The 15,344-nt window shown below is 63.0% G+C and carries 14 protein-coding genes and 1 tRNA gene; 2 read left to right on the top strand and 13 right to left on the bottom strand.

Translation table 11 applies throughout. The annotated features are described in order from the left end of the window. Positions 1-567: lipid II flippase MurJ (locus tag KBT70_RS04790; RefSeq protein ID WP_296629388.1), on the top strand; the 567-nt coding region annotated here is incomplete at its 5' end. Positions 568-1,282: 715 nt separating this feature from the next. Here the strand turns inward: KBT70_RS04790 and KBT70_RS04795 are convergent. Together KBT70_RS04795 and KBT70_RS04800 are read right to left on the bottom strand one after the other, a co-directional pair. Beyond that, a tRNA-Asn gene (locus KBT70_RS04795) sits at positions 1,283-1,357 on the bottom strand. A gap of 58 nt (positions 1,358-1,415) precedes the next feature. Continuing rightward, positions 1,416-2,348 carry an MBL fold metallo-hydrolase gene (locus KBT70_RS04800; protein ID WP_296629389.1) on the bottom strand — a complete coding sequence of 311 codons (933 nt, stop codon included), beginning with the start codon at positions 2,346-2,348 and terminating at the stop codon, positions 1,416-1,418. A 39-nt stretch (positions 2,349-2,387) separates the two neighbouring features. On the opposite strand from KBT70_RS04800, the gene KBT70_RS04805 reads away from it, so the two are divergent. After that, positions 2,388-3,674 (top strand): ATP-binding protein, encoded by a 1,287-nt coding sequence (locus KBT70_RS04805; RefSeq protein ID WP_296629390.1) that lies wholly within the window; start codon positions 2,388-2,390, stop codon positions 3,672-3,674. A gap of 31 nt (positions 3,675-3,705) precedes the next feature. Here the strand turns inward: KBT70_RS04805 and KBT70_RS04810 are convergent, their stop codons facing one another. The 11 genes from KBT70_RS04810 to KBT70_RS04860 all read right to left on the bottom strand — a co-directional run. Then, positions 3,706-5,247: a DEAD/DEAH box helicase gene (locus KBT70_RS04810; RefSeq protein WP_296629391.1), complete on the bottom strand. Its 1,542-nt coding sequence runs from the start codon at positions 5,245-5,247 to the stop codon at positions 3,706-3,708. A 197-nt stretch (positions 5,248-5,444) separates the two neighbouring features. Continuing rightward, the gene (locus KBT70_RS04815; RefSeq protein WP_296629392.1) at positions 5,445-6,413 is read right to left on the bottom strand and encodes a glycosyltransferase family 2 protein; all 969 of its coding nucleotides are present in this window, start codon (positions 6,411-6,413) and stop codon (positions 5,445-5,447) included. A gap of 41 nt (positions 6,414-6,454) precedes the next feature. Continuing rightward, complete coding sequence (locus KBT70_RS04820; RefSeq protein ID WP_009819049.1) at positions 6,455-6,898, bottom strand: MaoC family dehydratase; 444 nt, start codon at positions 6,896-6,898, stop codon at positions 6,455-6,457. Positions 6,899-6,998: 100 nt separating this feature from the next. Then, on the bottom strand, positions 6,999-7,871 hold the full coding sequence (locus KBT70_RS04825) for a TIGR01459 family HAD-type hydrolase (RefSeq protein ID WP_296629393.1): 873 nt from the start codon (positions 7,869-7,871) through the stop codon (positions 6,999-7,001). A 112-nt stretch (positions 7,872-7,983) separates the two neighbouring features. Next, positions 7,984-8,487 (bottom strand): flavin reductase family protein, encoded by a 504-nt coding sequence (locus tag KBT70_RS04830; RefSeq protein WP_296629394.1) that lies wholly within the window; start codon positions 8,485-8,487, stop codon positions 7,984-7,986. 183 nt (positions 8,488-8,670) lie between these two features. Next, complete coding sequence (locus KBT70_RS04835; RefSeq protein WP_296629395.1) at positions 8,671-10,065, bottom strand: TRAP transporter large permease; 1,395 nt, start codon at positions 10,063-10,065, stop codon at positions 8,671-8,673. Next, positions 10,065-10,745: a TRAP transporter small permease gene (locus tag KBT70_RS04840; protein ID WP_296629396.1), complete on the bottom strand. Its 681-nt coding sequence runs from the start codon at positions 10,743-10,745 to the stop codon at positions 10,065-10,067. Before KBT70_RS04840 ends, KBT70_RS04835 begins: the two co-directional genes overlap by 1 nt. Positions 10,746-10,866: 121 nt before the next feature. Further along, entirely contained in the window at positions 10,867-11,868 is a 1,002-nt protein-coding gene (locus KBT70_RS04845) for a DctP family TRAP transporter solute-binding subunit (protein ID WP_296629397.1), read from the bottom strand. A gap of 252 nt (positions 11,869-12,120) precedes the next feature. Beyond that, positions 12,121-13,350 carry a sigma-54 dependent transcriptional regulator gene (locus KBT70_RS04850; RefSeq protein ID WP_296629398.1) on the bottom strand — a complete coding sequence of 410 codons (1,230 nt, stop codon included), beginning with the start codon at positions 13,348-13,350 and terminating at the stop codon, positions 12,121-12,123. Next, positions 13,347-15,116 carry an ATP-binding protein gene (locus tag KBT70_RS04855; protein ID WP_296629399.1) on the bottom strand — a complete coding sequence of 590 codons (1,770 nt, stop codon included), beginning with the start codon at positions 15,114-15,116 and terminating at the stop codon, positions 13,347-13,349. Before KBT70_RS04855 ends, KBT70_RS04850 begins: the two co-directional genes overlap by 4 nt. Positions 15,117-15,168: 52 nt before the next feature. Further along, a partial coding sequence (locus KBT70_RS04860; protein WP_296629400.1) for a YqgE/AlgH family protein occupies positions 15,169-15,344 on the bottom strand: 176 nt, incomplete at its 5' end.

Consider the following 15,344-nt stretch of genomic DNA (forward strand, 5'->3'; position numbering starts at 1 on the left):
ACGCTGGGTGATTGGGCGCTGCAAATTCTCTTCGTGCGTGGTGCGTTCGATCTTGCCGCTGCCAAGGCTGCAGCGGCGATCCTCGCGGCCTATGCCCTCGGGCTGGTTTCGGCACTGGCGCTGCGCTCGCTCGTCGCCGGATTCCACGGGCGCGGGGACACGCGAACGCCGCTCCGGCTTCTCGTTGCCGCCACCGTGGTCAACATCGGGCTCAAGATCCTCCTCGCCCCCGCGCTTGGGGCCGTAGGGCTTGCATTTGCGACATCGGCGGGCCTCACGCTCTATGCGGCGCTTCTGTTTCGGGCAGGGCGGGTCCGAGGATTTCTCAAGGGGCCCTCTCCAAAGGCGGCAATGGTCGTCCTCGGCACCGGTGTCGCGTTGGGCCTGATCATCCTTTGGTCCCGCGATGCAGCCCTGCGCGCCGTCGAGACCGTGACGGGGGCAGGTTGGGCGTTGCCGATAGCATTTTTGGTCTTGGTGTTCGCCGCTTTGATTGTCCAAGGCCTTGTAACCGTCCGGGTCCTTGGGCGCGGCGCATTCGCGGGGCAGGATCGACCGGGCGGCTAGGCGGCTTTGACAAGATACAAGTCCAGCCCTTTCAGCCGCAGCATCAGCCAAGCCTTTGAGTAAGGTCGGCGCGCACTTCTTCGCATTTCCAAAGTAAGGTGACGCGCTGGTCTAAAGGCCGGATTTGGAGGAAAGGTCCGGATACGGCATCGCCTTTGAGAGTCTCGAGCAAGAGCGCAGCGCGAGTTCCCGCGCCAACAGAAAGCTCTCGTAGAGTATCGGCAGCAGTTCTTGGCGCAGATATTCCTCAACACCAAAGCGGCCGGTCATCCGTGCCAGTCGGGTCTGTCGACGTAGCTCGAAGATCCAGCGTGCCAGGCAATGCTCGAATTAGCGCGGGACGAGTGCGTTCTGCCTGGGCAGATGGTGGAGAAAGAGAACTGTCAAACATCCGCTCGAATTCCTGTGTCAGGTTTCCAATCCAGATATGCGCAAGAGGCGGATCTGTCGTCCCTAGGGATGCGCATGTGGGACCGATAGCTGTAGAAAACCCCGGTAATCGGCACCGAAAATGAAAGCGATCGCGCTTGCGGTGCAAATATCGGCATGTCGTCATGGCAATCCTCGACGGCTAGAGCCATCACGGGCGCAGAGACACGAGAAATGAGCCGCTTGTATCCCTTGTGTGACGCCTGTGGCCAGAAACGACTAAAAGGGTAAAAGTGAACGGAGCTATTTTCCGTTCTCTTTTAATATCAACGGATTAGGTTGATTATGGCTCCGGCGGTAGGGATCGAACCTACGACCAATTGATTAACAGTCAACTGCTCTACCGCTGAGCTACGCCGGAACACGTGGGCCGTATAGCAATCGGATTCGGGGAGGTCCAGAGGCTTTGTGACAAAATTTCAGCGCGACGGGCGGTTGGTCCGGGCGCGTGCAAATTTTGCGTCCGCCTGCAAAGTGCCCACCGGGGTGACATGGGATTTCTGCATGAGGTCAATCAGATGCGCGAGCACGTTGCGGCGGGCGGCGGGCAGGAGGCTTTTGGGCGTGTCGGCATAGACGCGGACGGTGATTTCGGCCGCCGTCATGGGGGCGGTGTCGAGCGCCTCGAGGATCGCGGCTTCGCGGCCCTTGCGATGCGCGATCAGCCAGTCGAGGCGTGTGTTTGGACGCTCGATCTCTGCTCCATGGCCGGGCAGGAAGCGCTGTGCCGACAGGGTCCCAAGCCGCGCGCAGGACCGCAGGAAATCCGTCAGGTCGCCATCTGGCGGCGAGACAAGCGAGCTGGCCCAGCCCATGACCAGATCACCGGTCAGCACGCTCTCTCCGATCTGGAAACTGAGGTGATTGCCGAAGTGCCCCGGTGTCCAATGCGCGGTGATCTGCCAACCATCGCCCGCGATCCGCTCGCCATCGCAGAGCACAAGATCAGGAGAAAACCCCGTATCCACCCCTTCACCCCCGCCCATGAGACCGCTTTCAGCAAGGCGCTGCATCACGGCGCTGCGCCCCGCGCGGGCATCGCCATAGGCCAGCACCGGCGCGCCAGTTTCGGCTGAGAGGCGCGCGGCGAGGGGCGAGTGATCGAGATGCGCATGTGTGACGAGGATGTGGCTGACGCTCTGGCCCGGACCTAGCGCGCTCAGAATCGCCGCGAGATGGGCCGGATCATCGGGGCCCGGATCAATCACCGCAAGCTGGCGCGTTCCGACGAGGTAGGTGTTCGTCCCCCAAAAGGTCATGGGCGAGGGGTTGGGGGCCAGAATGCGGCGAATATCCTGCCCGAGGTCCTCGGCGATGCCGACAGGCGGGCTTTTTCCTTGGGTCGCTTGCATGGCTCTTCCTTCTGGCTGCGCGCGCGGCTAGGTTTAGCCATGTCGCTGCGTTGGCTCAAACCCTATCTTCCGCGAAGTCTCTATGCCCGGGCGGTGCTGATCCTGCTCTTGCCGGTCATCACACTGCTTTTGGTGGTGTCCTTGGTGTTTGCCCAGAGGTTGTTTGACGATGTCACGCAGCAGATGGTCAAGACCGTGGCGCGCGAGGTGCGTCTTGTTCTGGAAGAGCACGAAGGCAGTCCGGTGGCCGCAATGCTGGAAATCGAGCGGCGGCGCGTGCCTGCCTCCGAGATGCCAGAGACAGATGATTATGACTGGTTCGATCTCTCGGGCAGCGTGGTGATCCGCGAGTTGCGCGGATATTTCGATGATCTGGAGCGGGTGTCCTTGACCGATAACCAGTTCGTCATGCTTTATTTTCAACGCGACGACGCGGTGATCGAGCTGATTTTCGACCGTCGGCGCGTCTCGGCGCGGCGGCCCTATCAGGTGCTGCTCAATCTTGCGTTCTACGGCATCCTGATGACCGTCGTGTCCTATGTCTATATGCGCAAGCAACTCAAACCGATCACCCGCCTTGCCGAGGCGGCAGAGGCCTTTGGGCGCGGGCGGCATGTGCCCTATCGTGCCTCGGGCGCGCTCGAGGTGCGGGCGGCGGGAAATGCGTTCCTCGACATGCGCGCGCGGCTTGAACGGCAGATCGAGCAGCGCACCCTGATGCTCTCGGGGGTCAGCCATGACCTGAGAACGCCGCTGACCCGGCTGCGGCTGAGCCTTGCCATGCTGGATGACGAAGAGGCTGCGCCGATGTTGCGCGACGTGGTCGAAATGGAGCGATTGCTCGAGGGATTTCTGGCCTTTGCGCGCGGGGCGCATGAGGGCGAGCCGGAGCCGGTTGATCCGATTGCCCTTGTGCGTCAGATCGTCGAGGATGCGCAACGGGCGCAAAACCCCGTGACCCTGGTCGAGGCGCGGGGCGAAGGAACCGTGGCCCTGCGCGCAGAGAATATTCGCCGGGCGGTCGAGAACCTGATCAACAACGCCGTGCGCTATGGCTCGCGGGCCGAGGTTTCGGTGGTGATGACCGAAAAATCCTTGAGAATCAGGGTTGAGGATGATGGACCGGGTATTCCGCCGGACAGCCGGGGCGATGCGATCAAGCCGTTCACGCGGCTGGAGCCGGCGCGAAATCAGAATCGCGGCATGGGGGTGGGTTTGGGTTTGTCCATCGTGCTCGACGCGGCGCGGGCGCATGGTGGCACGTTGCGATTGGGAGAAAGCGCCCGCCTCGGAGGTCTCAGCGCGGATATCGTGATCGCGCGCTGAGGTTTTTCGGAAAGCAAATTAAATCAGGTAGTTATCCGGCGCGCCTCTCGTCAAAGCTGAGTGCGATGAAGCTGGGAAGATGATCGCCAAGCCCCATAACACGCGGGCCGCCGCCATGATCCTGACGCCCGCGTCCTTCTCTCTGGCGCGAGGCGTTGTCGTCATTGCGCTCGGGGCGGGGCTCGTTGCGCTCCTGCCGAGGCTCGGGCGCACGCTCTGCCCGGCGTTCTTGCGGTCGTTCCTGCGGGCGTTCCGGTTGCGGGGTCGCTTCGACCGCCTGCTCTACGGGCGCGTCCGGGGCCTTGCGGCTGGTGGCGGGGCGCTCTTCGGGCTTGCCTCGGCTGACGCTGCGGGTGCGGCGGGACTTGGCGGGACGCTCGTCGCTGCCTTGCGGTGCTTCGGCCTCGGTGGTCGAGGGGGTGAAGGTCACGGGGCTCTCGACGCGCGGAATTTCCCTTTGAATCAAGGCCTCTACGCCCGCGAGGTTCTTTTCGTCGCGCGGGTTGCAGATCATCAGTGCCTTGCCGCTGCGCCCGGCACGGCCGGTGCGGCCGATGCGGTGGACGTAATCCTCGGCGTGGCTCGGCACGTCGAAATTGAACACATGGCTGACCGCAGGCACATCGAGGCCACGCGCGGCCACGTCAGAGGCAATCAAAAAGCGCAGCGTGCCTGCGCGAAAGCCGTCAAGCGTGCGTGTGCGTTGGCTCTGTTCAAGGTCGCCGTGAATGGGCGCGGCATCATAACCGTGTTTCATCAAGGACTTGGCGACCACATCTACATCAATCTTGCGATTGCAAAAGATGATCGCATTGCTGCAGGCATCGCCTTCGCGGTCGATCAGGGCGCGCAACAACTGGCGTTTTTCGCTGTCGGCCTTGTCGCGGCGGGAGGGTTTGAACATCACCACGCCTTGCTCGATGGTCTCGGAGGCGGTGGCCTGACGGGCAACCTCGACGCGTGCGGGGTTCGACAGGAACGTGTTGGTGATCCGCTCAATCTCGGGTGCCATGGTGGCGGAGAAGAAGAGCGTCTGACGGGTGAATGGCGTCAGGCTGAAAATCCGTTCAATATCAGGGATAAAGCCCATGTCGAGCATGCGATCGGCCTCGTCCACGACCATGATCTGCACGCCGGTCAGCAAGAGCTTGCCGCGCTCGAAATGATCAAGCAGGCGACCGGGGGTGGCGATGAGAACATCGACGCCTTTGTCGATCAGCTTGTCCTGTTCCTTGAAGCTGACGCCGCCGATGAGCAACGCCTTTGTGAGCTTTAAGTGCTTGGAATATGTATCAAAATTCTCGGCTACCTGCGCCGCGAGTTCGCGCGTGGGGCACAGAACCAGGCTGCGCGGCATCCGGGCGCGAGCGCGTCCTCGGGACAGCAGCGAGAGCATCGGCAGGGTGAAGCTGGCGGTTTTGCCAGTGCCGGTTTGGGCGATCCCGAGAACGTCGCGGCCTTGCAGCGCGTGGGGGATGGCTTCGGCCTGAATGGGGGTTGGTGTTTCGTAACCGGCCTCTTCTATGGCCTTCAACACCTTGGGATTCAGGTTCAGATCGGAAAATTTTGTCATGTGTATCCGTGGTTTACGGACACAATCCTGGCCCGTACGACTGATGCGGGTTCGGGCCCCTCATGGGCCTGTGGTTCTCCACATGGATGACCCGCTGCGCTGCACTTACCGCAGAACGCGGTCAGCGTCAATGCACCGCGGATTTCTGGCAACAATACCCGATGTCAACCCAAGGATTATGCAGCATTTGGAAACACTTACGCCTGTTCTGGAAAGTGGCGCGCGCGTTTGGTGTCCAGGTCGAGATTGATCCTGTGAAGATGGCCGAAAGAGGCCAGCCGATGTTGCAGGTCGGGGGTGGCGGTGCAGACCTCGGTGAAGAAGCGGCGCAGGGCTGTTTCCCCGCCGTCCTCTTCGAGCATCTGAAAAAACTCATGCATATTAAAGGCATAGCAGTCGGAGTGGGGCGCGGGCTTTAATTCGGCGCGGTAGGAGCCTTGGGCGAGGCGGTAGCGATAGGCGGCGAGCCAGTGATCCCATGTGGCTGCATGGTGATGGCAGAGACACAGTTCATGTAATTCCTCAGCTTTGTCATCCATCTGTTTGTTTATAAACGCATTATGAATACGAAGACTGGTGTCGGGCAGGCCGGTGCGGACAAAGACCTTGCCTGCGACATGGCTGAGAAACCCGCCATTCAGATAGGGGCCATAGGTGGGATAAATGGCGTTGGTTTGCGCCCGTCTTTCGGCTTGGGAGAGGGCGCAGGACTTGTAAGCTCTGTAAGGTTCGGCGTCGATTATGTAAGGTTCATGGGCGAGCGCCTCGACCGGGCGGACGCGGGCGCTGAGCCGGTCCGGCGCGACCCGTGCCAGACGGTCCGCGATGGGGATTTCGGACCAGAGGAATTCATCGACGTCGATATGCGCCAGCCAATCGACCTGCGGGCGTTTGGTGAGGCAATGGGTGGCGTTGAGGCTCTGGCGGGGTTGGTGTTTCTCGGGGCGTCCCTGACGCGACCTGCGCCGCCAGTAGTCATCATCACAGAGGATGACCCGGCATTTGGGATGGGCGCGCAGAGCGGCCTCAGCCTGTGGGTCGGGGGCGTCGAGATAGACATGCACGCGGTGCGCGCCCAGATCGAGATGATGGGCGGCGAAAGTGAGTATGTCACGGGTGGGGGCCTTGATCGTGGCGACCACGCCCCAAGTGGGTGCTGCGTTCATGCGCGCAGAATGCTGTCAGCGCGGAGCGCGCGCAAGGGTCGTTAATCGAACTTGCGCGAGGGGGCGAGAACCGTGGCTTCGCCGATCAACACCTTTTTGCCATTCACCAGACAGCGGCAGTCGAGTTGCACGCGACGTTTGCCGTGGTCGATGCCGATCACTTCGACCTCGGCATGGACCATGTCGCCGGGGCGCACGGGGGCGAGGAATTTGAGGGTCTGGCCCATGTAGACGGTACCGTGGCCCGGAAGTTGCTCTCCGATCACGGCTGAGATGAGGCCAGCGGTCAGCATGCCATGGGCGATGCGCCCCTCAAAGATGGTGTCCTGCGCATAGGCGTCATCCAGATGCACCGGGTTACGGTCGGTCGAGACCTCGGCAAAAAGCTCGATATCGCGGTCGGTCACGACTTTGCGCAGATGGCGGGTCATGCCCATCTCGATGTCTTCGATGCAGATCGTGCCGCGCGGCATATTGTCCAACATTCGCCCCTCCGGTGGGTTTGGTGCGCAATTATCAGGCTATATTTTGGCCCATGTTGGAATTTTATTACTTTGCGGATGCAGAAAAATCAAGGGGTTTCTGTCAGCGAAGAAACCCGATGGTAAAGGTGGGCGTGGCGTTTTCCTTTGCCAGATAAGCGGTTAGCGCAGCTTCATCGGGCTGGTGCGACGTTTTGGTCTCGGACGCGGCGAGCCCGCCCGAGATGAAGAGGGAATCGATATCCTCGCCCATGGCGCCGGACACATCGGTATGCACCCCGTCGCCAATGGCGAGGATGCGGGCGTTTTCAACATCGCGGCCAAGCGACAAGAGGCGGCGGCGGGCGAGGTCATAAATGGGGGGATGCGGTTTGCCGAAATAAAGGCTCTCACCGCCCATTTCGGTATAGAGGCGGGCGAGCGCGCCCGCACACCATTCCCGCACCTCGCCGCGATCCACCACGATATCGGGATTGGCGCAGAGGAGTTTCAGACCCTTCTGCTTGGCATAGAGGAACTGTGGGCGCATCTCGGCGGGATCGGCAAGCGGATCAAAGGGGCCGATGCAGACGATGCCTTCGGCCTCTTCCAAGGGCACGCGGGCGATGGGCACGGGGTTTTCGATCAGGTGCAGCGGATCAAAGAAGCGGTCATCGAAGGGCTGGCCAACGAACCAGACCTTTTCGCCCACCACGCCCTGAAACATCGCTGCGCGGGCGCTGTCGCCGGAGGTGGCGATGGTATCCCAAGCGTCGCGGGGCACGCCGAAGCTGTCCAATTGCTTTTCCACGCCGCCGCGCGCGCGCGGCGAGTTGGTGACAAGCACCACGGTGCCGCCGCCCGCGCGGTAGGATTGAAGGGCGGCCACGGCATCGGGCAGCGCCCGCACACCGTCATGCACACAGCCCCAGAGATCGACAAAGAGCGCGTCATACTCTGTGGAAATCTCGCTGAGGGCGGTGATGATGCGGGTCATGGGCGGCTCCTTGACTGTTCTTGGCTGGGATTGGCGCAGATATGGCAGGGGGGCCGCGGTTTGGCCAGCGGTGGAATTGAGTATTTGGACCAAGAAGAAGCTGAAGCGCGGGTCAGTGCCCGTGCGGGCGCACGATGTGGTAATCGCCGCTCAGATAGGTCAGCGGTTTTTGCCCGGCATTGGTGAGGGCGGTGACGGTGCCGATGCAGATCACATGGCTGCCGTGCGGGATATGATCCGTGAGCAGGCAGGAAAAGGCGGTGGCGCGCGGCAGCACCGGGCCTTCGGGGCGGGGGGTGATGGTGAGCCCGTCAAAGCGCGCGGCGGGATTGTCCGGCGAGTGTCCGGCAAAGGCGCGTGCGACCTCGACTGCATCCTCGGGCAGGACATTGACGCAGAAGGCGCCGTTCTCGATCACCGCGCGGGCGATGCGGCTGTCGGTGCGCAGGCACACCAGCACCGAGGGCGGATCGGCGGAAAGCGAGGAAAAGGCGCTGACCGTGGCCCCGGCGCGGCCAGAGGCCCCGTCGGTGGTGACAACCGTCACGGTGGCCGCGACCTGTCGCATGGCTGCGAGGAAGGCGCTGCGGTCGACGCTGAGCGTGTCTGATGTCACGGGTTCTGCTCCTGCTGGGGGCGGACCCATTGGGTAGCCCCGAAATGTGGCGGGGTAAAGGTATTCCCGTGCCGGGGGGCAGGTAGCGTGGTTCTGCGGGCTTTCAAACGGGTCGGAGATGAAAAAACCACGCAGGCCGGGGCCTGCGTGGTCAGGGGAACGGTTGGTCCGTCCTTGGTGTGTCTATTTTATGATGGTCTCTGGACCCATGACCGCATTGGGAAGGACGGTCGAGATCCAGGGCACGTAGGTGATGATGATCAGGAACACGAAGAGCACCGCGAGGAAGGGCAGGGCAGCGCGCACCACCGCCATCATCGGCATGCCCGCCACGCCGGAGGTCACGAAGAGGTTGAGACCGACGGGGGGCGTGATCATGCCAATTTCCATGTTCACCACCATGATGATGCCAAGGTGAATGGGGTCGATGCCCAGTTCGATGGCGATGGGGAACACAAGCGGGGCGACGATCACCAAAAGGCCCGAGGGTTCCATGAACTGTCCGCCGATGAGCAGGATCACGTTGACCACGATGAGGAAAGTCACCGGCCCCAGTCCCGCGCCGAGCATGGCGTTGGCGATGTGTTGGGGGATCTGTTCCTCGGTCAGCACATGTTTGAGGATGAGCGCGTTGGCGATCACGAACATGAGCATCACGGTCAGTTTGCCCGCATCGAGCAGCGTCTTGCGGGTGTCGCGGTGGAAGAAGGCGGTGACGAGCGCCGTGGGACGTTGGTAGAGCGCCAGCGGTGCCTGACCGTCGCCGCGCGCCAGCGGGCCCATGTCGCGGTAGATGAAGGACGCGACGAAGAAGGCGTAGACTGCGGCGACCGCTGCGGCCTCGGTCGGGGTGAAGATCGCGCCGGTGATGCCGGGGATGCCATAGATCCCCACCATGATGATGACGATCAGCAAGAGGCCCCAGGCCGCGTCGCGGAAGCTGTCGAAAATCTCACGCCAGCCGCGCCATTCGCCCTGTGGCATTTTCTTGACCTTGGCGATGACATAGATGGTGATCATCAGCATCGAACCCGCCAGAAGCCCTGGCAGAACGCCTGCGAGGAACATCCGACCCACCGAGACATCGGTGGCGCTGGCATAGACCACCATGACGATGGAGGGGGGAATGAGGATGCCAAGCGTGCCCGCGTTACAGATTACGCCAGCGGCGAATTCCTTGGTGTAGCCCATCTGGCGCATGGCGGCGATGACGATTGTGCCGATGGCGACCACGGTGGCGGGGGACGAGCCCGAGAGGGCGGCGAACATCATGCAGGCCAGCACCCCGGCGATGGCGAGGCCGCCGGGCAGGTGCCCGACGCAGGCGATGGCAAAGCGGATGATGCGTTGCGCCACGCCGCCGGTGGACATGAAGGAGGAAGCCAGCACGAAGAACGGGATCGCGAGCAGAGTGTAGTGACCGACGAAGGCGTTGAGCAGCGTGCCCGCAATCGAGGCCAGAGAGGTGTCGGAATAGATCAGCATGAAGAGCGTGGAACTGAGACCGAGCGAGATGGCGATGGGCACGCCGATCAGCATCAGGCCGACAACCATGGTAAAGAGCAGGAACACGTCCATCAGTTTTGACCCCCTTGGGCGTTGCGGGCCTCGGCGGCGCGCAATTGCTCGATTTCGTCCTCGACCTCGTGGCTGGCGATCAGGCGGTCGATCTTGCCGGTCCAGAGGGCGATGGCGACCTGGGTAAAGCGCAGCACCAGAAGGAAGGCGGAGAGCGGCAGCACGAGATAGGGCACCACTTTGGGCAGTTTTTCGTAAGAATCGCCGTAGTTGATCAGGTCTTCGAGAAAGCGGAACACGGCCAGCATGGGCACATCCTGCACCTCGTAAAAGCTCTGGGAGCGGGCGGTGGTGTCAAAGCCGGTCGGGAACCAGCGCCCGGAGGTGGGGGGCAGATCGGCAAAAACGGCCCAGTAATCGTAGCAGCCCTTGAGCAGCAGCACCGAGAAGAAGAGGCAGGCGCCGACCGCCAAGAGACCCACAAGCCGCCGCGCAGGGGCAGAGAGCAGGTTGATCACCGCGTCCACGCCCAGATGCGCGTGTTTCTTGACCGCGTAAGAGGCACCCAGAAGAACCAGCCAGCCGAACATGAACACGGTCAGTTCGAGCGCCCAGAGGATATTCACGTTGAACACATATCGGGCGACGACATTGGCGAAGGTCAACAATGTCATCATCCCCAGGAGCGCGGCGATCACCGTCTCCTCGATATGGTCGATTAGCCCAGTCTTGTGCTGCATCGTCCCATTCCCAAATTTTGTGAGAGTGTTGGGGGTGTCAGGTCGGGCGGGTCTGTGACAACCCGCCCGATGCACCCGATGGCCCGCCCGGCGATGGGGCGGGCCGCACCGTTACTACGGATCAGGAGCTGGTGTTCGAGGCCACGGCGGCGTCGATGTTTTCCTGGCCCACGTCCTCTTTGAACTGTTCCCAGACGGGTTTCATGGCTTCGACCCATTTTTCACGCTGTTCGGGGGTCAGTTGACGGACCACGCCACCGGCGTCGATGATGGCCTGCTTGGCCTCTTCATCGACCTTGGTGGATTCGACGTTGCGCAGTTCGGTCACTTCCTTGACGATGGTCAGGAACTGATCGCGGGTGTCCGCCTCGAGGCTGTCGAGGAAATCGACGCTGGCCACGACGAGATAGTCGATGATGCCGTGGTTGGTTTCGGTGGTGCCATCCTGCACCTCGAAGAACTTTTGCCCATAGATGTTGGACCAGGTGTTCTCCTGACCATCCACCACGCCCTGCTGGAGCGCGCCGTAGACCTCGGAAAAGGCCATTTTCTGCGGGCTGCCGCCGATGGCCTCCATCTGGGCCACGAGCACGTCAGAGGATTGCACGCGGAATTTCAGGCCAGCGGCATCCGAGGGCTCGAGCAGCGGCTTGTTGGCCGACATCTGTTTCATGCCATTGTGCCAGTAGGCCAGACCCTGAAGGCCGCGGCGCTGCATCGAATCGAGCATGGCCTGACCGGTTTCGGAGGCTTGGAAGCGGTCGACGGCGGCGACATCGGTGAAGAGGAAGGGCAGGTCATAAAGGCGGAACTGCTTGGTGAATTTCTCGAATTTCGAGAGCGAGGGCGCGGCCAGTTGCACATCGCCCTGAAGCATCGCCTCGAGCACCTTGTCATCGTCATAGAGGGTCGAGTTGGGGAACACCTCCATGCACATCTTGCCGTTCATTTCCTCGTTGACGCGGGTTTGCAGCAAGGAGGCGGCGATGCCTTTGGGGTGCTTGTCGGTGTTGGTGACATGGCTGAACTTGACGACGATTTCGCCATCTTCGCAGGACGCCATGGCGGCGCCTGCGCCAACGGTCAGGGCCAATGCCGAGACGGCAGCGGTCAGGAATTTCATGTGGGTCTCCTCCCAAGTCATACTGTTTTGGACTGCGCCCGGACCGGGCACGGTGGCGTTAGGGTGGGTGAAAGCGGAGTTCCGCTCAAGACTTTGTGCAAGTCTTGGGCACGATGCCTGATTTGTGACGGATTTACAGAGGGTTGCACGGCAGTTTTGGGATGGCGGGTTTGCGCCTGCTGCATGGCTTGTGCGAAATCCCGCACGGGTCATGGCGGGCTTGTGCGGAATTTCGCACAGATTCAGAACGGCCTAGCGGCGGTAATCCTCGGGGCGAATCCCATAGCGGGCGAGTTTGTCGTAGAAGGTCTTGCGCGGGAGTTTGAGCGCCTCAGCCGCCTGCGCCGCGCGCCCGTTCTGCCGCCCCAGGGCCGCAATGAGGAGCGAGCGTTCGACCCGCGCCATCTGTTCGGCGAGCCCCAGTTCGGTGGCTTCGGCGGTGCTGTCGGGCATGCCCAGCACAAAGCGCATGGCCGCCGACATGAGCGAGCGGGCATTGCCCGGCCAATCCTGCGCCATCAGGGCGGCGAGATGGTCGGGGCCAATCTCGGGGGCGGAAAGCCCGGCCTGTTCGGCGGCCTGTGCGACATAGTGGCGAAAGAGCACGGGGATATCCTCGGGGCGTTCCGAGAGCGCGGGGATGCGCACGCGCATGACCTCGAGCCGGTAGTAGAGATCGGCGTTGAAGCGGCCTGCGCGCGCCGCCTCTTCGAGATCGGCGGTGCTGCCTGCGATGAGGCGGGTTTCAGAGCCGGATTCGATGCGGTCGAGAAGGGCGTATTGGCTGTCCATCGGCAGGGCCGGGATTTCATCGAGAAAGAGCGTGCCGCCGCGCGCAGCCAACAGGGCCGCGTCCAGCGTCGGGGGATCGAGCCGGGCGGCGGCGCGTTTGACAAAGGGACCGCTGGCGCGCGGGGACATGAGGTGAATGACCTCGGCCACCTTGGAGACACCCGCACCGGGCGGGCCGATCACCAGCGTTTCGGTGCCCGCGCGGGCCGCTTGGCGCACGGTCTGGCGCATGTCCTCGGCCACGCGGGAGGTGCCAAAGAGCATCCGCGCCGCCGGATCGCCGGTTTCAAGCTGGGCCTTGAGGCGGCGGTTTTCCAGCACCAGCGCGCGGTTTTTCAGCGCGCGGTCGAGCACTGGGATCAGGGCGTCGGGCGCGCAGGGCTTTTCGAGGAAATCGAAGGCACCTTGGCCCATCGCCTTGACCGCCATGGGAATATCGCCTTCGCCCGTGAGCAGGATCACGGGCAGTTCATCGTCGAGCGCGCGGGTATGGGCCAGAAGGTGAAAGCCGTCGCGCCCCGGCATGCGGATGTCCGACAGGATCACGCCTGCGAAATCGCGGCTGATGTGATCCTTGGCCTCGATGAACGAGCCAGCGGCGCGCACGGTGTAATCGGCCAGTTCCAATGTCTGGCTGAGCGCCTCGCGCACGGGTCTGTCGTCATCGACCACGAGGACATTGCGGATCATGCGGCACCTTTTTCCTGAGCGTCGGGGTCTGGCCATGGTTCCAGCGCCACGGTGAATTCGGCCCCGCTGTCGGTGTTGCGGCCGGTGATCTTGCCGCCAAAGCTCTGGACCAGACCGTAGGAGATCGAGAGGCCAAGGCCCATGCCTTCGCCGTCGCCCACGAGTTTGGTGGAATAGAAGGGATCGAAAATCTTTTCGGGTTCCTGAATACCGGGGCCGGTGTCGCGCAGGCAGAGGGTGACGGGGGCACCGGGGGCCAGGGTGATGGTGAGGCGTTTCTCGGGGCTCTTGGCCATGGCGTCGGCGGCGTTGGTGATGAGATTGACCATGACCTGACCGAGCCGCACCTCGCCGCCGCGCACCCAAATGGGGGTTTGGGGCGGTTGCCAGTCGAGGGTGATGGCATCATGGCCAAGGCGCGCGCCGGTCATCTCGAGGGCTGTGTCGATCACGCGGACCATATCGACCCGGCCCATGGGTTCGTTTTCATTGCGCACGAAGGCGCGCAGGTTGCGGATGATGCGGCTCATCCGGTGGGCCATCTCGTCGATGCGGCTGAGGTTCTCGGCGGCGCGCTCCGGCTCGCCACGTTGCAGGAACGCGCCACCATTGGCGGCGAATTGGCGAATCGCCATCAAGGGCTGATTGAGTTCGTGGCTGATGCCGGCGCTCATCTTGCCAAGCGCGCTGAGTTTGCCCGCCTGCACAAGCTCGGCCTGCGCGCGTTTCAGCGCCGCCTCGGCCTCTTTGCGGTCGCGGATTTCAGTGCGGAGCGCAAGGTTGGTGCGGGTGAGGGTGGCGGTGCGGTCCGCGACGCGGCTCTCCAGCAGGGCATTGGCGCGCGCGAGGGTGCGGCGGCGTTCCTGTGCGAGAAAGAGCAGCGTGCCGAAGAAAAGGAGCACGCCCGCCACAGCCCCCGCCTGAAGCCCCGCGATGCGGCGGGCCGGGGCCACGTTGATGAGTGCTGCGCCCGTCATGCCGATGCGCGGCAAGCTCTGGCTGATTTGCAGGGCGCGGCGGGGCAGGTAGGGGCCGAGGTCGATCTGCCAGATTTCGTGCCCTGCTGTTTGGCTGAGGCCAAAGGGAATGGGCGTGCCCCCCGGCGGAATGAGCACCGTATCCTGCGGCACCTTGCGCCAGCCCAAGAGTTCCGAGCGGTTGGAGAGAAAGACGCGGCCCAGATCATCCATGAGGAACACCGCCGTTTGCAGACCGCGCCAGCCGAATTCGACCGCTTCGGCATCGGCGATGGCGATGAGCGCGCCGCGCACCTTGCCATCCGGGCCAAAGGAGGGCGCGGCAAAGTGAAAGAGCCGCTCGGTCGCGTCTGCGGTCATGCTGTGGCTGGTGCCAAGCGCGCCGTCCATGGCGCGGCGGAAGGGGGCGGAGGTGGCCAGCCCCTCGGGCAGGCGCGCGCCGGTGCCTGCGAGCAGGTTGCCATTTTGATCGACGTAATAGAGCCCCGCCGCCCCCGTGCGGTCGGCGGCGGCGGTCAAGAGGCGGCGGGCGGCGGAATCCTGATGCCGGGTATCGGGACGATTGAGGGCGGTGAGCGTGGGATGATCGGCCAGAGCCACCGCCTGATCGCGGTAGCGTTGCAGGTCTGACACGAGCCCCCCAAGCACCAGCGCCATATCGGCGCTGCCGCGTCGCGCCAGATCCGAAAGCGCCGCGCGGTAACCATAATGCCAGACCGCGCCGGTGATGAGGCCCACGGCCAAGAGGAAGGGGGCGATGATCACGAAAAGAGGGGACCGGGGCAACATGGCGTCAATCTATCAGCGCGCCTGCGCCCTTGGCCAGTGGCAAAGCCTAAGATCAGGCGCGCCCGGCATCCGAGGAGAGCATCAGGGACGAGATGCCGAGGCGGGTCAGCGCCGCCTCCCATTTGGCGGGGTTGGGCGTGTCGAACACCAGTTCGACATCGGCGTCACAGGTGAGCCAGCCGTTTTGCGCCAGTTCGGATTCGAGCTGTCCCGGCCCCCATCCGGCAT

Source organism: Roseovarius sp., from assembly GCF_018066915.1.
GTDB lineage: Bacteria > Pseudomonadota > Alphaproteobacteria > Rhodobacterales > Rhodobacteraceae > Roseovarius.